Here is a 22,455-nt window from a genome sequence, read left to right as displayed (position 1 = left end):
GCGCGGGGGCGACGGTTTCTCATCTAACCGTACGCATCACCCGCTAACAGGGTCTTCTACTTCATCTGTGGAAAAGCAAATTCCACGCCAGCACTCGCCGTGTTCGGCCAGCGCTGCATCACCGCCTTGTGCCGCGTGTAGAACCGCACGCCTTCCGGGCCGTACGCATGGTGGTCGCCGAACATGCTGCGCTTCCATCCACCAAAACTGTTGAACGCCATCGGCACCGGCAGCGGCACGTTCACCCCCACCATGCCAACCTGGATCTGGCGCACGAACTCGCGCGCCGTGCCACCGTCGCGCGTGTAGATCGCCACGCCGTTGCCGTATTCGTTGGCGTTGATCAGATTGACCGCCGTGGCCACGTCCGGCGCGCGCAGCACGCACAGTACCGGCCCGAAAATCTCTTCCTTGTAGATCGTCATATCGGGCGTCACGTGATCGAACAGCGTGCCGCCCACGAAGAAGCCCTTCTCGCGTTCCGGCACCTTGCAGTTGCGCCCATCGACCACCAGGGTCGCGCCCTGCTCCACGCCCTCGCCGATCAAACGCTCGATGCGTTCCTTGGCGGCCGCACTGACCACCGGCCCCATTTCGGCGTCGGATGCCATGCCGTCGCGGATCTTGAGCGCGGCGGTGCGCTCGCCCAGTGCGCCAATGAGCTTGTCGCCGGCGTCACCCACCGCCACCACCACCGAAATAGCCATGCAGCGCTCGCCGGCGGAACCGAAGGCCGCCCCGATCAGGGCATCGGTCGCCATGTCCATGTCGGCGTCGGGCATGACCACCATGTGGTTCTTGGCCCCGCCCAGCGCCTGCACACGCTTGCCGGCCGCGCTGCCGCGCGCGTAGATATATTCGGCGATCGGGGTCGAGCCGACGAAGCTGATCGCCTGCACATCACGGTGATCGAGCAGCGCGTCGACCGTGACCTTGTCGCCCTGGACCACGTTGAAGACGCCGTCCGGCAGCCCCGCTTCCTTGAGCAGCCGCGCGTGCAGCAGCGACGCCGACGGATCGCGCTCGGATGGTTTCAACACAAAGGTATTGCCGCAGGCGATCGCAACCGGGAACATCCACATCGGCACCATCACCGGGAAGTTAAACGGCGTGATGCCCGCCACCACACCGAGCGCCTGGCGCATCGACCAGGCATCGATGCCGCGCGAAATCTGGTCGGTGAACTCACCTTTAAGCAGTTGCGGAATGCCGACCGCGAATTCCACCATCTCGATACCACGCGCCACTTCGCCCTGCGCGTCGGAAAACGTCTTGCCATGTTCGCGCGTGAGCATGGCCGCGAAATCGTCGGTATGCGCCTGGCATAGTTGCAGGTACTTGAAAAGAACCCGCGCACGCGTCAGCGGCGGCGTGGCGGACCATGACGGAAAGGCCGCGGCGGCCGCGGCGACGGCGGCATCCACATCGTCCGCGGTGCCCAACGCCACCCGCGCGCATGGCTCGCCCATGGCAGGATTGAAGACATCGGCATAGCGGCCGCTGGCCGTATCGACTTTGGCGCCGTTGATGTAGTGGGTGATGGTATCGAGATTGCTCATGGGGTCAGTCCAGGTTTTTGAGGATGGTTGCCAGCTTGCCGAACAACTCGTCGATGTGCTTCTTCTCGAGCACCAGCGGTGGCGACAGGGCGATGATGTCGCCCGTCGTGCGAATCAACACGCCGTCGGCAAATGCCTTTTTAAAGGCGCTGAACGCGCGCGCACCAGGTTTGCCGTCGATGGGCGCCAGCTCGATGCCCGCCACCAGCCCGATCGTGCGGATATCGATCACGTGCGGCAGCCCCTTGAGCGAATGCACCGCGTCGGTCCAGTACTCCTGCACGCCCTTGGCGTTGTCGAGGATTTTCTGTTCCTCGAACACTTCCAGTGTAGCCAGCGCCGCTGCGCAGGCGAGCGGATGGCCCGAATAGGTGTAACCGTGGAACAGCTCAATGCCGGCCGGACCATCCATGAAAGCGTCGTGGATATGCTGCTTGGTGAACACGGCGCCCATCGGCACCATGCCGTTGGTCAGGCCCTTGGCGCAGGTGACCATATCCGGCTCGACGCCGAAATAATCGAACGCGAACGGCGTGGTCAGGCGCCCGAAGCCGGTGATGACTTCATCGAAAATGAGCAGGATGCCGTGCTTGGTGCACAGTTCGCGCAAGCGCTTGAGGTAACCCTTGGGCGGAATCAGCACGCCGGTGGACCCGGCCACCGGTTCGACGATCACCGCGGCGATGGTCGATGCGTCGTGCAGCGCGACGATGCGTTCCAGTTCATCGGCCAGGTTGGCGCCGTGTTCCGGCTCCGCGCGCGAGTAGGCGTTCTTTTCCAGGTTGTGCGTGTGCGGCAGATGGTCGACACCCGGCAGCAGCGGCCCGAAGGTGCGGCGGTTGCCGCCGATGCCGCCGACCGAAATGCCGCCGAAGCCCACGCCGTGATAACCGCGTTCGCGCCCGATCAGGCGCGTGCGCCCCGCTTCGCCGCGCGCGCGGTGGTAGGCCAGCGCCATCTTGAGCGCGGTGTCCACCGCTTCCGAACCGGAGTTGGTATAGAAGACGTGGCCGAAACGGCGGCCGGTGTAGTCCATCAGCTTTTCAGCCAGGTCGAACGCGGCCGGGTGGCCCATCTGGAAGGTGGGAGCGAAGTCGAGCTGGCCGACCATCTCACGCACGGCGGCGACGATCTTCGGCTGTGCATGCCCGCAGGGCACGCACCACAGGCCGGCGGTGCCATCAAGCACGGTGTTGCCGTCGACATCCTTGTAGTACATCCCCTCGGCCGACACCAGCAGGCGCGGGTTGGCTTTGAAGTCGCGATTATTCGTAAATGGCATCCAAAACGACGACATCGATTCTGGTCTGGACTCGTTCATGCGACTCTCCAAGAGTTTTTACAACTAAAAAAATTATTTACCAGTTGGCAAAATGATGATGCAATAATAGTCAGCAGATCAACTATGGCACATATACACAAATCGCAAAACCCGCCAACCGTATCGGTGGCGCAAACAATACAGTTCGCGGCAATGCAACAAAGGAATGTGGATGGACGACAGCGACGTTTTGCATGAGGAAGTGCCTCCTGGCAATTGCGGAGATGGCTGGCCGGTGCTGGCGATCGAGCGCAGCAAGCGCGGTGGCCTGGTCGACCAGATCGTCGCGGCCATCACGCAGATGGTAAACCGGCGCGAACTGCGCGTGGGTACAAAGATGCCCTCGGTTCGACGCTTCGCAAAGTGTAATGGCGTGAGCACCTTCACGGTGGTCGAGTCGTACGACCGCCTGCTCACGCTTGGCCTGTTAAGTTCACGCCGCGGCTCGGGCTTTTTCGTCGCCCGCAGCGAGGCGGCCAGCGCGCCCCAGCAACTGGCGCTGCAAGCGACGCCCGCCGCCATCGACGCCCTCACGCCCGAACTGTATTCCGGCGTGTCGGACGCGCTGCCGGTCGGCGCGGGCTGGCTGCCGCCCGAATGGTATGGTGACGACACGGTGCTCGACGCGGTGCGCCACGCGATGAAAATTCCGGCCAGCCGCCTGCGCGGCTACGGCCATCCGCTTGGCTTTCCCACCCTGCGCCAGCACATGGCCGCCACCCTCGCCGACGAGCTGTTCGCGGCCAGCCCGGACCAGATTTTGCTCACCCACGGCGCCACCCACGGGTTCGACCTGATCCTGCGCACGCTGACCAAGCCAGGCGACGCGGTGTTTGTCGAAGACCCGGGCTACAGCAACCTGCTCTCCCTGATCCGCCATCACGGCTGCATCGCGGTCGGCATTCCGCGCGGGCCGGACGGACTCGATATGGAGGTCCTGATGACGCAGGCGGCGGCGCTCCAGCCCAAGCTCATGTTCGTCAACACCGTGCTGCAAAATCCGCTCGGTACTTCGCTCACCCAGGCGCAGGCGCACCGGCTGCTGCTGGCCGCCGAGCAGTTCGACTTCTGGCTGGTGGAAGACGACATCTACCGCGAACTGGCCGCCGGCGGCGATGCTTCGCTGGCGGCCATGGACGGCCTGCGGCGCGTGATCCGGGTCGGCAGCTTTTCCAAGACCCTGTCTCCGGTGCTGCGGGTCGGCTCGATCTGCGCATCGAATTCGCTCATTCCCGAACTGCTGCGCGTGAAAATGCTGACCGGGCTGACCACCTCCGAGATCAACGAGCGCGCGGTGTACCATGCCATCTCCGCGCGGCCCTACAAGCGCATGCTCGAACGCCTGACCGACCAGTTGCAGTCGGGCCGCGAGCGCACCATCGAACGCCTGTTCGAGGCGGGCATGGAGCCGCTGGCGCGGCCGCGCGGCGGCATGTTCGTCAGCGCCGGCTGGCCCGAGGCGCCCACGCCGGAATTCAACGGCAAGGTGATTGCCGACCGCGCGCTGCGCTCCGGCATTTTGCTCTCGCCATACGAATTTTTCATGCTGCGCCCGTCCCCGAGCATCTGGTTCCGCTTCAACGTGGCGTATGCCGCCGATGCGCCCCAGCTGATCCAGTTCCTGCAATCGCAACGCTGAAAGTCACCATGGCCGCCACCAAGACCGTCACCGTACCGCGTAGCGCCGCCGTCAAGCGCCGCGTCCTCAATCGCGACAAGCTCGAAGCCGACATCGCCGACGTCGCCGTGCGCGTGTTCGCCGAATGCGGCTACGAAGGCACCTCGATCGCCACCATCGCCGAGCAGGCCGGCCTGTCGAAACAGAACCTGATGTACTACTTCCCCACCAAGCAGGCGCTGTACGAGCGCGTACTCGATGGCGTGCTCGATGACTGGCTGGCGCGCATGGCCACGCTGGGCGACCCTAGCCAGGAACCGCGCGACGTGCTGCGCGCGTACATCCAGGCCAAGCTGCGTTTTTCGCGTGAACAGCCGTGGGCCTCGCGCGTGTATGCGATGGAAGTGATCAGCGGGGCGCAGCTGTACGGCCCGCAAATCCAGAGCCGCGTGGTGCCGTTGCTGCGCAAGGATATCGAAGTGTTCGAGCGCTGGATCGGCGAAGGCCGCATCGGCCCGATCAACGCCACCCACCTGCTGTTCGCCATCTGGGCGATGACGCAGTCGTATGCCGATTTTTCGGCGCAGATGGCACTGGTGCTGAACCGCAAACAGCTTTCGCGCAAGGATTTCGACGACGCCGAGGCCACGATCACCCATATGGTGCTGTCGGCGGTGGCCATCGCCGACCCGCGCGCCAGCGCTCACGTATGATTGCGGCCCCGGACAAACCTCCTGAAAGCGTAACGACACCACCATGGATTCCTATATCGAAGTAACCGGCCAGTCCTCGCTGGTCGAACAAGTGACGACCTACCGCGCCGACCTGTCGCTGTCGGTGCGCGCGGCGCACGCCGACACCGCCATCAGCGAAGCCGGCGCGCTGCGCGACGATTGCATTCGCGTCCTCAAAAGCTCGGGCATCGCGCCCGACGAAATGAGCGAAGGCGGCAACGCCATCTGGCAGCCGTGGTTCTGGAAGAAAAACAAACCGGGGCAGGAACGCGCGTTCAAGATTCTGATTACGTGTTCGGAAGCGAAACGCCTGTACACCGCGCTCGACGCGCTGCAACCGATTTTCGAGCACCAGCGCTACACCCTGAGCGTGTCCATGCTCGCACCGCAATTCGAAGCGTCCGACGACGAGCGCGCGCAGGCCCACGCGGCGGCGCTTGCCGATGCACGCGGCAAGGCGCAGCTCATCGCATCGGAATCCGGTGTCCGGCTGTCGTTCATTTCGCAGGTCGAGGAGTTGGGGGCGGCGGTCGGGCGTTCCGGCGCCTACGGCGATGAGAACTGGGGCGGCATGTACGCGGCAGGTGCGGCCTCGATGGGCGATGGCGAACCGGCCTACGTCGAACTCGAAGGCGCGAAACGCATCAGCAAAATACGCTATCGCGTGCGCTTCGGCATTATTGCTGCCGAGACTGGCAAGCCCGCCGTTTAAGCCAATCTCATCAATTGCGCCGCCCTTGCGATGCCACAGGGCGGCGCGCTAGCGCAGGTCTACCGTTACAAATGCAGACGACCAACCAGTCCCCTGATTCCGACCGACGACCGCATTTGTGGAGGGCATCATGCCCGGACCGTATATACACATCAGCGCCATGCGCGCGACCGCCCAGGCGCTCGCTCGCGGCAATTTCAAACCCGCCGGCAGCGCGCGCATCAAGCCCGAATGGACCGGCGCCGACACCGCCGAACTGGCGCGCATCATGCAGCGCCATCCCAACTTCGCCAGCCTGGGCGCGATCGGCCCCGATCTGTTTTTCTTCCTTCCGGATTTTCGCAACCAGGGGCCGTTCCCGCTATCGAGCGCCCTGATCGGCGTGCTGCGCGTGCTAGAAGGGTTGTACGATGCGCTCGATCCCTACATCGAAAAATATGAACGCTATCTCGGGCCGATCACCGAAAACGCCGCCGAGGAACTCAGTCGCCTGACCGGCGGCCTGTCCGAGAGCGTCGGCAATATCGCGGGCGAACTGTCCGGCATCCTGATCACGGCGCTCGAAAACTTCGTCGTCACGCGCGTGGACCTGTTCGAATATTTTTCGCTGGGCCTGAACGTAGGCTACGACGAACAAGCCTTCCTCTGGTCGGACATGCTCCACTACCGCCGCACCGGCCAGTTCGCGCGCGAACTGTGGAACCAGGCGGCCAGATTCGAGTCCCAGGACCAGCAGGACAAGGCGCGCGCCTATGCGCTCGGCTACATGACGCACGTCGGCACCGACGTTACCGGCCATGCGCTGGTGAACGCCATTTCCGGCGGGCCGTTCCGCCTGCACTGGCAGCGCCACCACCTGGTGGAGAACCACATGGACGCCTTCCGCTACCTGCGCGACGGCGCCGGCCCGGCACACGGCGGCCAGTACCCGCAGCTGAGCGAATCGGCGCTGTACTTCGACATCGCCTTCCGCGAAAACGATGGCGCCGGCGTGGCGCGCCCCGCCTACCCGAGCGGCAATACGCTGCGCGAAAACTGGACCCGGCGCCGCCTGCTCGACGTCGATTCCGAGCTGGCCGACCCCATCGCCAAACTGCTGCACGAGACCATCACCGCGGTCTACTACAAGGATGGCGCGCATCCGCGCATCCTGCGCGAGGACGACGGCAAACCAGGCGAGGACCTCGTCGCCTCCTGTTACCGCCTGCTGTTCACCTTCCTCAAGATGACCACCGTCGACGGCTTCGCGCACGAACCGCCACCACCGCCCGAGCTTTTTCCCAACCTGCAGTTCCCCACCTTTAACGATCCGCAGGCCAGCGCCCCCGGCGCCGGCGATGACGACAGCAGCTGGTGGGATGACCTGCTCGACTTCATCCTTTCGATCGTCAAGATACTGCTCTACATCGTGCAGGTGGCGATATACCTGGGGAGCCTGCCGTGGGCGATCCTGGCCGACATCGCTACCTACCCGCTGCGCCTCGGGCTGTACTACGCGCTCGAACTGCCGCTGTTCCACCTGCTCAAATCGTTCCGCGCCGTGCTGGTCATGTCCGGCTACCTGCTGCCGATGGACGATGAAATCACGGTCGGGCTGATCACGGTCGGCATGCCCGATGCGCAAGCCTTTGCCGGAGTGCTGAACGATGTCGGCAACGTGCTGCCGGGTTTCGACACGCCGGTGCTCGATCTGACGCCCTTCCGCGACCGGCTCTACCCGCGCCGGCATTCGGAGGACGAATTCAAGCACCCGTGGCGGTACCCGGCGGACCAGGGCGTCGAACTGGCGCCTACCTTCGCCGGGCCGCACCCGCGCCGCGCCAACCCGGATGTGCTGTTCCAGAACGTGGGCCCGGACCCGAAGATCCGCGACGCGCTCGAAAGCGCAACGACGCCGCAGGCGGCCGATGCGGTCGGCCCGGACCTGCGCGCGAACAGCCACCTGGGCGACGCGGTCGGTTTTTCGAGTTATCTGATCTGGCTCAATTCGCGCCAGAATCCGCAGCCCGGCGGTGCCGCCGTGCCGCTGGTCGACTGGAACCTGGATGCGGACCGCGGCTACGGCTACCACACCTGGGACTTCGCGCGCAGCCTCACCGCCCCCGGCGTTGAAGATCCCGAAGGCTTCAAGTTCCAGCCGCCGTGCACCTGGCCGTCGCAGGCCGAACCCGCGGAACTTCACAATCCGACGAAGCCTTTGGATATCTACTTTCTCGAAGCCGGCGTGCGCAATCCCGGCTGCGTCGCGGATATGGGTGCCGGCATCCTGGCGGCGCTGACGCGCGGGGCCGCGCATGACGCAAAGAGCGACGACAACAACGCCGACGTCAACGCCAACGACAAGGGGGCATCATGAAACCATCCGACCAAAAACGCGCCTGCGCCTGCACTTGCCACGCACCCGGCGCGCCGCACGGCCCTTGCCAGCAGTGCCGCTGCGCCCATGATCCATGCCAGCCGCCGCGCGGGCCGGTCTGCCCGCCGCCGCCGCGCTGCCCGTTCCCCGGCACGGTGGAACTGCCGCAAGCCGACGCCCCGCCCGTGGTCAAGACCGCGCCGCAGCGGCCCGAAAGCGTCAACCGTCCGCCCCAAGGCAGCCCCGCTGAAATTCCGTGGTTCCGCGGCCAGCTGCAGGGCATTCTCAAGGACGGCCCGACCTTCGGTCCACGCAAGGATGAATTCCTGCCGTTCCTGATGATCCGCGCCAACGGCGGCGACAACGGCGCGCGTCCATTGAACGGCGTGTTCTGGGAGTCGCCCGATATCTATGTGGTGTCGAACCAGGAAGTGGCCAGCGCGCCGGTGCAGCCGGCCACGGTGGGCGGCATTGCGCGCGCCAACGCGCCCAACACCTTGTATGCGCACGTCTGGAACCTGGGCAAGGCGCCGGCGCTGCGGGTGCGCGTGGAATTCTACTGGTTCGATCCCACGCTGGGCATCTCGCGCGCCGAAGCGAACTTCATCGGCGCCACCTGGGTCGACCTCGGCAACCGCTTCAACAACGGCACCGAATGGCGCGTCGTGAACGGCCCGGATGGGCGCTACCTGAGCCACGGCTGCCACGCCATCGTCAAGTGCCCGCAAAGCTGGGTGCCGGCCTTTGTCAACGGCGGCCATGAATGCCTGGTGGTGCGGGTGCATGAACCGATTCTCGACGCTGTCTCGCCCGACCAGTTCTCGGCCCCGGCGGACCGTCATATCGGACAGCGCAATATCGCCGTCATTCCCTCGTCCTCGCCAGCGGCGGTCGACCTGGCGCTGAACCTGGGCTATCTGGCCAACCCGGGGCCGGCCCGGATCGAGACGAGCCTCGACGCGCCGGACAGCATGGACTGGCTCAAGCTCTACACCGGCCTGGCCGATCCCGGCCTGCGCACGCCCGCCAACCCGGTGGCCTATGGGCTGCTGCCGGCAACCGTCGGCCAGGCGCGCAGGCAGCGGCTGAGCGACATTCCGTTCGAGGCGCGCCGCAAGCTGCTGCTGCCGGCCGAGGACGTGCTGCGCGGGTGCGACCGGCAAGCGATCCCCTTCCACGCCAGCATAGCCGACATCAAGCGCGGCGAAGCGCAGGTGCTGCGCGTGCGCCAGAAGATTGGCGGAGAAATCGTTGGGGGATATACGGTCGTGCTGATCGGACGGTAACAGCGCCCCGCATCGCCAATCGGCGATGCGGGGCGCGGCTGGCGCTGGCGCATGCGGCCGGTCAGCGGACCGGCGGCACCGTGGGCTTCTTGTCGGTGGTGGAGGTGCCGGTGGCCGCGCCGGTGCTGTCCATGCCGCGGTTACCGGACGTGCCGGTGACGGGCGGATTGCTGCTGCCGGTGCTGCCGCTGGTGCCGGACGAGCCGCGCATTTCAGTGCCGGTGGTACCGGTCATGTCCGCATCGCGCGCCGGGTTGGTGTTGGCACTGGTGCTGCTGTTCGTCGTGTCGCGCGGATCGGTGATCACATCGCGCTCTTCCTGCGACTTGTCGCGGTTCTGGCGCGGTTTGATGCCGCTACGAGGCTGGCGGTCCGGATTGGCCAAGGCGGCGCCGTCGCGCGTGCTGGTCGCGGTCGCATTCGTGCCGCTGTTGCCGCTGGTAGCGGTGCCGCTCTGGCTTTGCGCCCATGCTGCGCCGCCGACCATGAGAGCGACGAGGGAAATCGCGAGTTTGGTTTTCATGCCTGTCTCCTGAAGAAGATAACGAACAGCTATTCTTGCACCGTAAGCCATCCGTAGGGGTAGGAGGATGCCTTGGGTCGGCGTGGGATGATGTCGTGCTATTTTTGCACAGAGGAAACAAGCGGTGCCGGAAGACGACAGCCGGGATACCCGATCCGCAGCATTGGTGTATTCTTGCCAATTGCCCATCATGCCGAACCGCCCCATGCCAGAAATTGCTCCCGTCACACTACAAACCGAACGCCTGACGCTGCGTTTTCTGCACGCCAGCGATACGCAAGCGCTGTACACGATCCACTCCGACCCGGTCGTGATGCGCTACTTCAGCGGCACCGCCTGGACCGATCCGGCGCAGGGCGACGCCGTCATTGCGCGCGCGCTTGACGGCTACAGCAGCGGCAGCAGCATGGAGCTCGCTCTCGTCCTGCGCGAGACGGGCAAGCTGATTGGCACCATCAAACCGCACGCCTTCCACGCACAGAACCGCCGCTGCGAAATCGGCTACGCGCTGGCCAGCGCCCACTGGGGCCAGGGCTACCTCAGCGAAGCGATGCGCGCCACCCTCGACTACCTGTTCAAGGAAATGAACATGAACCGCATCGAAGCCGATATCGACCCGCGCAACCTGGCGTCGGCCAAGCTGCTCGAGCGCATGGGCTTTCAAAAAGAGGGCTATATGCCGGAGCGCTGGATCGTCAACGGCGAAATCTGCGACACCGTCTTTTACGGCCTGCTGCGGCGCGGCTGGGAGAACAGCTGATGGCGGGCCTGCGCTATGCGGCCGCGCAGTCGGCGTCGGTGCCGCTCGATATCGCGGCCAACGTTAAACGTCACCTCGCCTTTATCGATGCCGCCAGCGAGGCTGGCGTGCAGCTGCTGGTGTTCCCCGAGCTGTCACTGAGCGGCTACGAGCTACCCGGCATGGCCGCCTGCGCGCTCAAGGCCGACGACGACCGCCTGGCGCCCCTGCGCGAGCGTGCCGCCTGCGCCAACATGACGGTGGTGGTGGGCGCGCCGCTGGCAAATGCCGGCGCGCTGCCCGGCATCGGCGCCATCACCTTACATCCGGATGGGCGGACGTCCGTCTACCGCAAGCATTTCCTGCACGCGGGCGAAGAGCAGCACGTCACGGCGGGCAGCGCGATCAGCCAGCTGCACGATGTGCGCGGCACGAAGGTGGCGCTGGCGATTTGCGCCGACACCGGCCAGCAGCAGCACGCGCACGCCGCCGCGGTGGCCGGCGCCGAGCTGTACGTGGCCGGCTCACTGATCTCCGCGGGCGGGTACGACAAGGATACCGGCCAGCTGGCCGGCTACGCAAAGCTGTTCGGGATGGGAGTGTTGATGGCCAATCACGCGCACGCCTCGGGCGGGTACGAAAGCGCCGGCCGCAGTGCCATCTGGGCTTGCGGCGGGGAATTGGTGATCGCCGCGCCGGGACCGGGCGAGATGCTGGCGATTGCGGACGATAACGGCGGCAGGATCGTCGCGCTGGCGTGAAGCGTTGCCCCGCCGTCCGTTTATCGCCTCTCCAAACCGGTCACCACCCAATTTACGCACTTCATCGGACAGCGGTAGAGCAATCCTGCGGCACTTGCTAAAGTCTCTCCATCGACAACCCTCCCCTGGAGAAGCACATGACCAACCCTGCATTCACCTCTTTTTTTGCCAGCATGGAAGACCTCGGCCGCACGCTGGGGAAGGTAGCCCGCTACGCCGTGAGCGCCATCGCCACCATGTCCTGGCCCACTCTGCTGCTCAGCGCCGTCGGCCTGGCCATGCTGCTGACCATCGTGCCGGTGGTGCTGACGCTGTTTGTGTTGCTCATGATCATTAAGCTGGTGACCGGCTACGTCAGCGACCGCGCCACCCGCGGCCCGGCCACGCCCTACACGCCCGTGAAGACAGAAGGCGAATAACAGCGTGAAGGCAAGCCAGTTGAACAAGGTGATGGATTTCCTGCGCGATTCCCTCGCGCAAGCCACGGTGCTATGGTGGAGCTTCTTCGACTGGCTTGCATTGGTGGAATGGCGGCAACTGTTCATCACCTGGTTCCTGGCCATGGCGTTCGGGCTGGCGCTGACCCTGCCCGAACCGGCGGTGTGGTACGTGATCCTGTCGTACGCCGTGAAAGTGCTGGCCGGCGGCAAGCGCAAGGCCGAACTGACTGCCAGGGAAGCGACCGAGGAAGCCAACGTCGCCGTGCTCGAACGGCGCCTGCTCGAAGCGCAGATGGCGACCCTGCAGGCGCAGGTCGAGCCGCACTTCCTGTTCAATACCCTGGCGCTCATCGGCCAGCTGATCGAAACCGATCCGCCGCAGGCCGCGCGCATCCACATGCACCTGATCGAATACCTGCGCTCCACCCTGCCGCAGATGCGCGCGGCCGGCGGCGGCACGCTGGGGCGCCAGGTCCAGCTCTCGCGCGCCTACCTGTCCATCATGCAGGCGCGCATGAAGGAACGGCTGACGGTCAGTTTCGACGTGCCGGCGCAGCTGGAGCACATGCCTTTTCCGCCGATGATGCTGCAGACCCTGATCGAGAACGCCATCAAGCACGGCCTGGAGCCGAAGATCGAGGGCGGCCGCATCGATGTCGGCGCGCGCCTGGTGGGCGACGCCATGCATGTCGATGTGCGCGACAATGGTGTCGGCTTTAACATGCACGCCGGCGATGGCGTGGGCCTGGCGAATATCCGCGAGCGCCTGTTGCTGCTGTTCGGATCGCGCGCCGAACTGGTGATCGAAATGCCGGTCGAAGGCGGCGCGCTGGCGTCGCTGCGCGTACCTTATTCTTCTCACGAGACCAACTGAAATGGCCACTGTCAGCGCCCTGATTGTCGACGATGAATCCCCCATGCGCGACCAGTTGCGCGCACGCCTGGCCGACGTATGGCCGGACCTGGCGATCGTGGGCGAGGCATCGAACGGCCTCGATGCGGTCACCATGGCGGCGCAGCTCCAGCCGGACATCGTCTTCCTCGACATCCGCATGCCGGGCCAGGGCGGCATCGAAGCGGCGCGGCATTTATACAACCGCTGCCACATCGTGTTCGTGACCGCCTACGACCAGTACGCGCTGGATGCTTTTGAACAGGGCGCGATGGACTACCTGCTCAAGCCCGTGGTGGCCGAGCGCCTGCGCGTCACCTGCGAGCGGCTGCGCACGCGCCTCACAAAAGCGCCCGAGAATATCGGCGAGCAGTTGCGCCAGCTGACCCAGCTCCTGCAGCAGGGCGAATCGAAAAAGCCCGCGTACCTGCGCTGGATCCAGGCGCAGGTTGGCAGCAACCTGCGCATGATCAGCACCCGCGAGGTGCTGTTTTTCCAGTCCGACGAAAAGTACACCCTGGTGCAGACGGCGCAGGCCGAAATGCTGATCCGCAAAACGCTCAAGGAGCTGTCCGACGAACTCGATCCGGACGAATTCTGGCGCATCCACCGCTCCACCCTGGTGCGCGTCGATGCCATCGCCGAAGTCACGCGCGACGAGCGCGGACGCCAGATGCTCAGGGTGCGCAATCATCCGGTGCTGCTGGAAGTGAGCCGGAACCACACGCATCTGTTCCAGCAGATGTAAGGCCCATCCCGCTGCGCATGGCGGCGTGGATGTGCACCCGGATGTCCAATAATCCAGTACCATATACCCTGCTTTTCCGATCACCTACCCAGGAGAAGGAACATGTCATCCACACCCAAGCAAACCCGCGCCAATATCATCCCCTGCCTGCGCTACCGCAACGCGCCGGCCGCCATCGACTGGCTCTGCAGCACTTTCGGTTTCGAAAAGCAACTCGTGGTCCCCGGCGAAAACGATACCATCCTCCATGCGCAATTGTCATTCGGCAACGGCATGGTGATGCTGGGCTCGACGTCGGCCATCGATTCCGAGTACAGCAAGCTGATGAAGCAGCCCGACGAGATCGGCGGCGCGCAAACCCAGACCATCTGCGTTGTCGTCACCGATGCGGATGCCGTCTACGACCGCGCCATCTCGGCGCGCGCGCAGATCGTCATGGACATCAAGGATGAAGACTACGGCGGGCGCAGTTTTACCTGCCGCGACCTGGAAGGCCACGTCTGGACCTTCGGCACCTACGACCCGTTTGAATAGCGCAGCCATCGAGGAGCACACCATGTCACGTGCAGTCCACTTTGAAATCCAGGCGTCGAACCCGCAGGCGATGATCGACTTTTACCATGGCCTGTTCGGCTGGACCTTCAACAAATGGGAGGGTGGCGATTACTGGATGGTGCACACCGGCCCGGAAGACCAGCCGGGCATCAACGGCGGCCTGCTGCCGCGCCGCGGCCCGCTGCCCGACAGCCAGGCCGCCGTCAACGCCTTCGTCATCACGGTCGACGTGGAAGATATCGACGCCTCGCTGGCGAAAGCCGCATCGGGCTCGCTGCACGGCGTGGTGTGCGTGCCCAAGATGGCGGTGCCGGGGATCGGCTGGCTGGCCTACGTCAAGGACCCGGACGGGAATATGTTCGGGATGATGCAGGCCGATATCACGGCTGCATGAGGGGCACCGGCTCCGCCAGCGCCGCCACCAGCGCCTGGTCGGCCACCTGTACCGGGCGGATGCGGATGACGTCCCGGTACAGCGGCGGCATGTGCGCGCAGATCGATTGAAGCTGCGCGTCGTCCAGCGACGCGCTCACATACTGGAACTGGGACGGGTTATCCGCCGGCAGCGGCCCTTCCATGGTCGAACCGTAGGCGCCCAGGTTCATGAAGCTCTGCGCGCTGGCGTCCGGCCCGCGCGCGAACACGAACGTGCCTTCCTTCGGATGGGCGAGGTACTGGCGCACCACGGCCTGCGCCTCGGCGTCCAGTCCCTGCATCAGCGTGTAGCGCAGCTGCGCGTACTGGCGCGTGCATTCCATGAACGCCGTGCAGATCGCCGACAGCGCGCGCCGGCCCGGTGAGCACAGCAGCAGGTTGCCGAAGGAGTCGAGCAAGGCCACCGCATCGCCCTCCCCGCCCTGCTGGCGGTCGCGCGCGACGGCATCAAGCAGGTAGGGCGCCAGGCCCGCATCCGGCTGGTGCGGCGTGCAGCGGTAGGCCAGCGCGTGCGGGTACAGGGTCTTGAGCTGGCGTACCAGCGGATGGTCGGGTGCCAGTTGCGCGGGGTCCTTCAACTGCTCACGCGGCGGGTCGCTGTTGAGCAGGACCTGCACCTTGTCGGATGTAGCCTCGAACACCAGCGAGCAAAGCGCTTGCGTCGCTTCGGCGATGGTTTTCCCGATGAAGAACGACTTGGGCACGACGCCGGCGCTCTCGCGCGCGAACGGCGAAGCACCTTTCACCGCAGGGTAGAAAAAACTGGCGCCGGCTTGGCCGCGCAGGCCCGCGGGCAGGCTCGCAAAGGTGAAGCTGGCGTCGTGGTTGATGCCGGCCTTGGCGTCGCGCGCGGCGACGACCACGCTAAAGCCGGCCGACAGGATCGCACCGGTGCACATGGCGCAGGGGTCGAGCGAGGTGACGAGGGTGATTTCTTCGGGCGCAGGCAAAGCGCGCCCTTTGGCACGTTCGGCAAAATACCAGTCGATCAGCTGACGCTCGCCGTGCGCGGTCGGATCGAAAATCAGGCCGTCGCGCACCACGTTGTTTTGCAGCGACTTGAGCACATTGCCATGCTGGTCGAGCAGCACGCCGCCGACCCCGAACGTTCCCTGGGTCTTGGCGGCGATGGCCTCGTTGGCCGCCAGTGCTACCGCGGCCTGTACATCGATGGTTTTTTTCAAAGCTTACTTCTTCAAGTCCCGGCCGCCGAACGCATTCGGGAGCTGGGCGGCTGCCGTCGTTTCGAGAATGTCGCCATGCAGGTTGGTCAGCACGATGGGCAGGTCGTTACCACCGAGTTCCAGGATCACCTGGCGGCAAGCGCCGCACGGTGCGATCGGGCCGTCGGTCTGGCCGATGACGGCCAGCGCGGCGAAGTCGCCGGGTTTGTAGCCGTGGGCGATGGCGCTGAAAAAAGCGGTGCGCTCGGCGCAGTTGCACAAGCCGTAGGAGGCGTTTTCGACGTTACAGCCACGGAAGATGCGGCCGTCCTTGCATTCAAGGGCGGCGCCGACCTGAAAGTTGGAGTACGGGGTGTAGGCCAGCAGGCGTGCTGCGGTGGCTTCGGTGATGAGTTTTTCGTATTGCATGGGTGGTCCTTTTAATGCCCCGCACCTTAAAAACCGTCGTCCCCGCGCAGGCGGGGACCCAAGTTGGCTCCGCAGCCATTTGCTCCAGAGCGAACTTGGGCACCCGCCTGCGCGGGTGCGACGTTATGGACGGATCGTGCGGTAAATGATCGGATTCGCAGCCGGCTTGGTATCGCCAACCTTGTACGCAGCCTGCACCTCGCGCACCGCCTGTTCGGCCGCAGCCTGCGTGCGTGCGTGCACCATTGCCAGCGGCTGGCCAACCGCAATCGCGTCGCCCAACTCCACCAGCCCGGTCAAACCAACCGCAAAGTCGATCGCGTCTTCCGGACGGCGACGTCCGCCACCCAGGCTGACCACCGCCAGGCCAAGGCCACGGCAATCGGTCGCGTTCGCAAAACCTGCCTGCAGCGCCGGTACCGGCACGATGATCGGCGCCTTTTCCAGATACGCATCCGGACGCTCGACCAGGTCGGCCGGGCCGCCCAGAGCCGCCACCATGCGCGAGAAGCGCTCGGCCGCTTCGCCGGAGTCGAGCCCCGCCTGCAGCTTGGCGCGCGCGTCGGTTTCGTTGACGGCCAGTTTGCCCAGCACCAGCATCTCGGCGCACAGCGCCATCGTCACTTCGTGCAGGCGCGCCGGACGCGAACGGCCGGTCAGGTAATCCATCGCCAGGCGCACTTCCAGCGCATTGCCGGCCACGGGACCGAGCGACTCGTTCATCTCGGTCAGCAGTGCCGACGTACGGGTGCCCGCGCCATTACCTACAGCGACGATACTCTCGGCCAGTTCGACCGATTTGTCGTAGCTCGGCATGAAGGCGCCGGTGCCGACCTTTACGTCCATCACCAGCGCATCCAGCCCGGCCGACAGCTTCTTCGACAGGATCGAACCGGTGATCATCGCTACCGACTCCACCGTCGCGGTGGTGTCGCGAATGCTGTAGAAACGCTTGTCCGACGGCGCCAGTTGCGCGGTCTGGCCGATAATGGCCACGCCCACGTCCTTGACGACGGTGCGGAACAGTTCCGGATCGGGCACGGTGCAGTAGCCAGGAATGGAATCGAACTTGTCGAGCGTGCCGCCGGTGTGGCCCAGGCCACGGCCGGAGATCATCGGCACGAAGCCGCCGCAGGCTGCAATCATCGGTCCGAGCATCAGGGACACCACATCGCCCACGCCGCCGGTCGAGTGCTTGTCGACCACGGGACCCGGCAGGTTGAGCGAACGCCATTCCATAACCTGGCCGGAATCGCGCATGGCCAGGGTGAAGGCGACGCGTTCATCCATGTTCATGTCGTTGAAGAAGACGGCCATCGCGAGTGCCGCGATCTGGCCTTCGGTGACGCTGCCGTCGGTGATGCCGCGTACGAAGAACTGGATCTCTTCAGCCGAGAGAGCGCCGCCATCGCGTTTTTTGCGGATGATTTCCTGATTTAAGAACATGTGCTGCCTTATAAATAGTTACATCGTCGTTCCCGCGAAGGCGGGAACCCAAGTTCGTCGATCAGCCCGTGCAGCGCAGAAAACCTGGATTGCCGCGAGGGCGCCTTGGCCCTGCGCGGCAACGACAGGGGGGTTATTAAACGCCGTACGGAATCCAGACATTCTTGACCTGGCTCGCGTGCGCCAGCACTGCGCGACCGCCGGCCTGTTTGGTGTCGTACCAGTCGCGCCCTTTGCCGCCGCCCACCCAGGTGCGCTTGAGCGATTCGGCCGACAGGCGTTCGACTTCGGCGCAGCCTTCAGCCGAACCGTCGTGGCGCCACACGGCGTCCACATCCGAGTGCGATGCCAGCGTCTTGGCAAGTTCGTCAGCGCTGCCGGTAATGATGTTCAGCGCGCCGCCTGGCAGGTCGGACGTGTCGAGTACCTGATACAGGTCGGTCGCCACCAGCGGATACGCTTCCGACGGCACCGCGATCACGCGGTTGCCCAGCGCCAGCGCAGGCGCCACCAGCGAAATGAAGCCGAGCAGCGGCGACTCGTTCGGGCAGATGATGCCGATCACGCCAACCGGCTCGTTCAGTGCCACGGTGATGCCGTGCATCGGCGGCTGGTGCGCCAGGCCGTCGTACTTGTCGGCCCACGCCGCGTAGTAGAACAGGCGTTCGATCGACGCCTGCACTTCTTTTTCAGGGTTCTTGGCACCGGTCATGGCAGCCAGGCGCGCCGCGAATTCATCAGCGCGGATCGCCAGGTTCTCGGCGATGTAGTACAGGACCTGCGCACGGTTGTGCGACGTTGCCTTGGCCCAGCCGGACGCCTTGTGCGCCGCTTCCACGGCGTTGCGGATATCCTTGCGGCCGCCTTCGCCGACGTCGCCGATGAAGGCGCCATTGGCGCCGGTGATCGCGCGCGTGTAGGCGCCATCAGGGCGTGCCTGCTTGCCGCCGATGTACATCTTGGCGGTGCGGTCGATGGCGAATGGTCCCGGCGCTTCGGCCGGCTTGGCCTTGCCCTTCGCTTCCACCAGCGGTACTGCCGGACGCGCATCTTCCGACAGTGCCGTCATGTACTCGAACATGCCTTCCTTCCCGCCTTCGCGGCCGAAGCCGGACTCGCGGTAGCCGCCGAAGCCGCACGCGGCGTCGAACTGGTTGGCGGTGTTGATCCACACCACGCCAGCCTTGATCTGCGGGGCCACGTCGAGCGCGAGGCTGATCGATTCGGACCACACGCAGGCAGCCAGGCCGTACACGGTGTTGTTCGCCAGCTGGACCGCTTCAACCGGGGTACGGAAGCTCATTGCGACCAGCACAGGTCCGAAAATTTCGGTCTGGGCGATGCCGGCCGAGGTGGATGCGCCGGTAATCAGGGTCGGCGGGAACCACGAGCCGGTGGCTGGCAGTTCGCAGACCGGCTGATAAATGGTGCAGCCTTCGGCGCGGGCCGCTTCGACCAGGCCTTCGATGCGCTGGCGCTGGACAGGATCGACCAGCGCGCCGATATCGACCGACTTTTCGATCGGCGAACCGAGACGCAGGTTGTCCATGCGCGCGCGCAGCTTGGCGAGGAAGCGCTCTTCGATCGATTCCTGCACCAGCAGGCGCGAACCGGCGCAGCAGACCTGGCCCTGGTTGAACCAGATCGAATCGACCAGGCCTTCAACGGCGGCGTCGAGATCGGCATCTTCAAACACGATGAACGGCGACTTGCCGCCCAATTCGAGCGAGAGTTTCTTGCCGCTGCCGGCGGTAGCCTTGCGGATGATGCGGCCAACTTCGGTGGAACCGGTGAAGGCCACCTTGTCGATGCCCGCATGGTTGACGATCGCTTCGCCCACGCGGCCGTCGCCGGTGACGATGTTGACCACGCCGGCCGGCACGCCAGCCTGCTGGCAGATCTCGGCGAACAACAGCGCGGACAGCGAAGTGAATTCCGCCGGCTTGAAGACGACCGTGTTACCGGCCGCCAGCGCTGGCGCGATTTTCCAGGCCAGCATCAGCAGCGGGAAATTCCAGGGAACGATCTGGCCCACCACGCCCACGGCGCGGTAGTCGGCAAATTCTTCCGATTGCAGCTGCGCCCAGCCGGCGTGATGGTAGAAGTGGCGCGCGGCCAGCGGCAGGTCCGCGTCGCGCGTTTCGCGAATCGTCTTGCCGTTGTCGAGCGTTTCGATGACCGCGAACAGGCGCGCATGCTTTTGCAGCAGGCGCGCGAGCGCGTACATCACGCGCGCGCGGCCATGGCCGCCCAGGGCCACCCAGCCCGGCTGGGCGCGGCGCGCCGCTTCCACTGCGCGGTCCACGTCGGCGGCACTGGCCTGGCTTACCTGCGCCAGTTCCTTGCCATCGGCCGGATTGGTCGAGGCGAAGGTGTCGGCGGCATCGCTCCAGGCATTATCGATGAACAGCCCGAAACGGCGCTCATGCTGGTCCAGCCATGCTTGCGCTTCTTTGGTGCTCTCGGGTGCAGGGCCGTAGTCCATAGTTTGAAGAATCTCGTTGATTGTTGGCATGACGAATCCGTTGATGTTTATGGTTGCGCGTGGCGATGGTTGGCCGAGTAGTTCCCGGTGACGTAGTGTTCGAGCTGGCGCTCGATGTCGGTCAGCAGGCTCGATGCACCGATGCGGAACAGATGCGGCTCCAGCCACTCGCGTCCCAGTTCCTCTTTCATCAGGGTCAGGTACTGCAGCGCGCTCTTCGAGGTTGCCACGCCGCCAGCCGGCTTGAAGCCGACCTGGAAGCCATACTGCTCATGGTATTCGCGGATCGTGCGCACCATCGTCAGGGCCACGGGAATGGTGGCGTTGACGCCTTCCTTGCCGGTCGAGGTTTTGATAAAGTCGGAACCGGCCATCATGCACACCCACGAAGCCTTGGCCACGTTTTCCAGCGTGAGCAGGTCGCCGGTGGCGAGAATGGCTTTGACGTGCGCGTCGCCGCAGGCTTTGCGGTAAGCGACCATTTCATCGTACAGTGCCTGCCAGTTACCCATCAGGACGTGCTGGCGCGTGATGACGATATCGATTTCGGTGGCGCCGGCGGCGACCGACAATTCAATCTCGCGCACCTTGGTTTCCATGCTGGCCAGGCCCGCCGGGAACGCGGTCGACACGGCGGCGATCGGCAAGCGGCCCTGCAGAATCTTGGCGGCCGGGGTGATCATTTCGTGATACACGCACACCGCGCCGGTGGTCAAATTGGACACGCCCAGCGCTTCCATCAGGTCGGTGCGCAGCGGGCGCATGGCCTTCATGCACAGGCGCTCGACGCGGCCCGGCGTGTCGTCGCCGCCCAGCGTCGTCAGGTCGATGCACTGCAAGGCCTTGATCAGCCACGCGGCCTGGTATTCTTTTTTGACGGTGCGGCGATTGGCCAGGCTGGCCGCGCGGCGGTCCGACGCATTGCGGTTCACTTTGATCTGGTTGACCCAGCCGAGGTCGAGGCCAACCGCCTCGTTGCGTTTGAATGCGGAATTGTGAGTCATAGCAGAGCGGTTCCGTTGGAAAGTGGTTTGACGCCGAGGTGCTTGGCCAAGGTGGCGCCGATATCGGAGAACGTGTTCGAGACCGGCAGCGCGCGCGGGGCGACGCCCGGGCCGAAGAAGATCATCGGGATATGCTCGCGCGTGTGGTCGGAGCCCGGCCAGCTTGGGTCGCAGCCATGGTCGGCGGTGATGACGACCAGGTCGCCCTCTTTCAGCTTGGCCATGAACTCCGGCAGGCGCGCGTCCATTTCGTGCAGCGCGTTCGAGTAGCCGGCCACGTCGCGGCGATGGCCGAAGGCCTGGTCGAAGTCGACGAAGTTCACAAAAGTGAGCGACTTGTCGCCGGCTTCGTCGGTGACCTTGAGCAGCGCGTCGAACAGGGCCATGTTGTCCACGCCCTTGACCACGCGCGAGATGCCCTGGGTCGCGAAAATGTCGCTGATTTTACCAAGGCCGATGACTTCCCCGCCTTCGTTCTTGACGTGGTCGAGCAGGGTCGCGCTTGGGGGTGGAACGGCGTAGTCGTGGCGGTTGCTGGTGCGGCGGTAGTTGCCGTTCTCGCCCAGGAACGGACGCGCGATCACGCGGCCGATGTTGTACGGCTTGACCAGTTCAAACGCGGCTTCGCACACGGCGTACAGGCGTTCGAGGCCGAAGTGTTCTTCGTGCGCGGCGATCTGCATGACCGAGTCGCCCGAGGTGTAGACGATGATTTTGCCGGTGGCGACATGTTCGTCGCCATGCTTGTTGATGATGTCGGTGCCGGACGCGTGGCAGTTGCCGAGGTAGCCGGCCACGCCGGTCAGTTCCTGCAGCTTGTCGGTCAGTTCGGCCGGGAACGACGGGACGGTGCGCGGGAAGTAGCCCCAGTCGAATTCGACCGGCACGCCGGCGATTTCCCAGTGTCCGCTCTGGGTGTCCTTGCCGGTCGAGCGCTCGCGCGCCGCGCCGTAGGCGCCGGTAAAGCCGTCGCGCTGGTCGAAGCCCTGGGCCCATTCGCCGCTGGCCAGGTGGGCGGCGGCAGCAAGGCCGAGGCGTTCGAGGTTGGGTAGCTGCATTGGCTTGCCTTGTTCGGCTGCCCAGCTGGCGATATGGCCGAAGGTGTTGGCGCCGACGTCGCCGAATTTGTCGGCGTCAGGGGTGGCGCCGAGGCCGAAGGAATCAAGCAGAAGGATAAATGCGCGTGACATGGGATCGCTCGCTTTAGAAAGGTTCAGGTACGGTGAAAAGGACTGCGCTGATTACTACC

General features: G+C 64.9%; 21 protein-coding genes. 12 read left to right on the top strand and 9 right to left on the bottom strand.

Features of this window, described 5'->3' with window-relative positions; all coding sequences use genetic code 11:
• Window positions 1-56: 56 nt before the first annotated feature.
• Window positions 57-1,559 carry a CoA-acylating methylmalonate-semialdehyde dehydrogenase gene (locus CR152_RS08465; protein ID WP_099874520.1) on the bottom strand — a complete coding sequence of 501 codons (1,503 nt, stop codon included), beginning with the start codon at window positions 1,557-1,559 and terminating at the stop codon, window positions 57-59.
• 4 nt (window positions 1,560-1,563) lie between these two features.
• Window positions 1,564-2,880 carry an omega-aminotransferase AptA gene (aptA, locus tag CR152_RS08460; RefSeq protein ID WP_099874519.1) on the bottom strand — a complete coding sequence of 439 codons (1,317 nt, stop codon included), beginning with the start codon at window positions 2,878-2,880 and terminating at the stop codon, window positions 1,564-1,566.
• A gap of 172 nt (window positions 2,881-3,052) precedes the next feature.
• Here aptA and CR152_RS08455 point away from each other — a divergent pair, with 172 nt between their 5' ends.
• From CR152_RS08455 to CR152_RS08435, 5 genes are all read left to right on the top strand, one after another.
• Window positions 3,053-4,519: an aminotransferase-like domain-containing protein gene (locus CR152_RS08455; RefSeq protein ID WP_099874518.1), complete on the top strand. Its 1,467-nt coding sequence runs from the start codon at window positions 3,053-3,055 to the stop codon at window positions 4,517-4,519.
• An 8-nt stretch (window positions 4,520-4,527) separates the two neighbouring features.
• Window positions 4,528-5,211: a TetR/AcrR family transcriptional regulator gene (locus CR152_RS08450; RefSeq protein ID WP_099874517.1), complete on the top strand. Its 684-nt coding sequence runs from the start codon at window positions 4,528-4,530 to the stop codon at window positions 5,209-5,211.
• Between the two features lie 43 nt (window positions 5,212-5,254).
• Window positions 5,255-5,944 carry an SIMPL domain-containing protein gene (locus CR152_RS08445; protein ID WP_099874516.1) on the top strand — a complete coding sequence of 230 codons (690 nt, stop codon included), beginning with the start codon at window positions 5,255-5,257 and terminating at the stop codon, window positions 5,942-5,944.
• Window positions 5,945-6,074: 130 nt separating this feature from the next.
• The gene (locus CR152_RS08440; protein ID WP_157778390.1) at window positions 6,075-8,300 is read left to right on the top strand and encodes a zinc dependent phospholipase C family protein; all 2,226 of its coding nucleotides are present in this window, start codon (window positions 6,075-6,077) and stop codon (window positions 8,298-8,300) included.
• On the top strand, window positions 8,297-9,586 hold the full coding sequence (locus CR152_RS08435; RefSeq protein ID WP_157778389.1) for a hypothetical protein: 1,290 nt from the start codon (window positions 8,297-8,299) through the stop codon (window positions 9,584-9,586). The genes CR152_RS08440 and CR152_RS08435 overlap by 4 nt, the downstream gene beginning before the upstream one ends.
• A 61-nt stretch (window positions 9,587-9,647) precedes the next feature.
• Here CR152_RS08435 and CR152_RS08430 read toward each other — a convergent pair whose 3' ends face one another.
• Window positions 9,648-10,109, bottom strand: coding sequence for a hypothetical protein (locus CR152_RS08430; RefSeq protein WP_099874513.1), 462 nt, complete (start codon window positions 10,107-10,109; stop codon window positions 9,648-9,650).
• 205 nt (window positions 10,110-10,314) lie between these two features.
• Here CR152_RS08430 and CR152_RS08425 point away from each other — a divergent pair, with 205 nt between their 5' ends.
• The 7 genes from CR152_RS08425 (at window position 10,315) to CR152_RS08395 (ending at window position 14,638) form a co-directional block, all read left to right on the top strand.
• Window positions 10,315-10,869 (top strand): GNAT family N-acetyltransferase, encoded by a 555-nt coding sequence (locus CR152_RS08425; RefSeq protein ID WP_099882100.1) that lies wholly within the window; start codon window positions 10,315-10,317, stop codon window positions 10,867-10,869.
• Entirely contained in the window at window positions 10,869-11,609 is a 741-nt protein-coding gene (locus CR152_RS08420) for a carbon-nitrogen hydrolase family protein (protein ID WP_208640094.1), read from the top strand. The genes CR152_RS08425 and CR152_RS08420 overlap by 1 nt, the downstream gene beginning before the upstream one ends.
• A gap of 137 nt (window positions 11,610-11,746) precedes the next feature.
• Window positions 11,747-12,028 (top strand): hypothetical protein, encoded by a 282-nt coding sequence (locus tag CR152_RS33785; protein ID WP_208640093.1) that lies wholly within the window; start codon window positions 11,747-11,749, stop codon window positions 12,026-12,028.
• 4 nt (window positions 12,029-12,032) lie between these two features.
• Window positions 12,033-12,923, top strand: coding sequence for a sensor histidine kinase (locus CR152_RS08410; protein WP_099874512.1), 891 nt, complete (start codon window positions 12,033-12,035; stop codon window positions 12,921-12,923).
• 1 nt (window position 12,924) lies between these two features.
• Window positions 12,925-13,689, top strand: a complete 765-nt coding sequence (locus CR152_RS08405) for a LytR/AlgR family response regulator transcription factor (RefSeq protein WP_099874511.1) — start codon at window positions 12,925-12,927, stop codon at window positions 13,687-13,689.
• A 102-nt stretch (window positions 13,690-13,791) separates the two neighbouring features.
• Window positions 13,792-14,223, top strand: coding sequence for a VOC family protein (locus CR152_RS08400; RefSeq protein ID WP_099874510.1), 432 nt, complete (start codon window positions 13,792-13,794; stop codon window positions 14,221-14,223).
• 22 nt (window positions 14,224-14,245) lie between these two features.
• On the top strand, window positions 14,246-14,638 hold the full coding sequence (locus CR152_RS08395) for a VOC family protein (RefSeq protein ID WP_099882098.1): 393 nt from the start codon (window positions 14,246-14,248) through the stop codon (window positions 14,636-14,638).
• On the opposite strand, the gene CR152_RS08390 is transcribed toward CR152_RS08395, so the two are convergent.
• The 6 genes from CR152_RS08390 to CR152_RS08365 form a co-directional block, all read right to left on the bottom strand.
• Complete coding sequence (locus CR152_RS08390; RefSeq protein ID WP_099874509.1) at window positions 14,625-15,863, bottom strand: nucleoside deaminase; 1,239 nt, start codon at window positions 15,861-15,863, stop codon at window positions 14,625-14,627. The genes CR152_RS08395 and CR152_RS08390 overlap by 14 nt on opposite strands.
• 3 nt (window positions 15,864-15,866) lie before the next feature.
• Window positions 15,867-16,271 carry a cytidine deaminase gene (locus CR152_RS08385; protein WP_099874508.1) on the bottom strand — a complete coding sequence of 135 codons (405 nt, stop codon included), beginning with the start codon at window positions 16,269-16,271 and terminating at the stop codon, window positions 15,867-15,869.
• A 123-nt stretch (window positions 16,272-16,394) separates the two neighbouring features.
• Window positions 16,395-17,717, bottom strand: coding sequence for a thymidine phosphorylase (gene deoA / locus CR152_RS08380; RefSeq protein WP_099874507.1), 1,323 nt, complete (start codon window positions 17,715-17,717; stop codon window positions 16,395-16,397).
• Between the two features lie 136 nt (window positions 17,718-17,853).
• A complete protein-coding gene (locus tag CR152_RS08375) occupies window positions 17,854-20,232 on the bottom strand; it encodes an aldehyde dehydrogenase family protein (RefSeq protein ID WP_370663809.1) in 2,379 nt (792 codons plus the stop codon).
• Window positions 20,233-20,249: 17 nt separating this feature from the next.
• Window positions 20,250-21,206 (bottom strand): deoxyribose-phosphate aldolase, encoded by a 957-nt coding sequence (gene deoC / locus CR152_RS08370; RefSeq protein WP_099874505.1) that lies wholly within the window; start codon window positions 21,204-21,206, stop codon window positions 20,250-20,252.
• Window positions 21,203-22,396 (bottom strand): phosphopentomutase, encoded by a 1,194-nt coding sequence (locus tag CR152_RS08365; protein WP_099874504.1) that lies wholly within the window; start codon window positions 22,394-22,396, stop codon window positions 21,203-21,205. Before CR152_RS08365 ends, deoC begins: the two co-directional genes overlap by 4 nt.
• Window positions 22,397-22,455 lie beyond the last annotated feature (59 nt).

Origin of the sequence: Massilia violaceinigra, from assembly GCF_002752675.1 — a bacterium.
GTDB lineage: Bacteria > Pseudomonadota > Gammaproteobacteria > Burkholderiales > Burkholderiaceae_D > Telluria_A > Telluria_A violaceinigra.
This window is presented reverse-complemented; position numbering and strand designations above follow the sequence as displayed.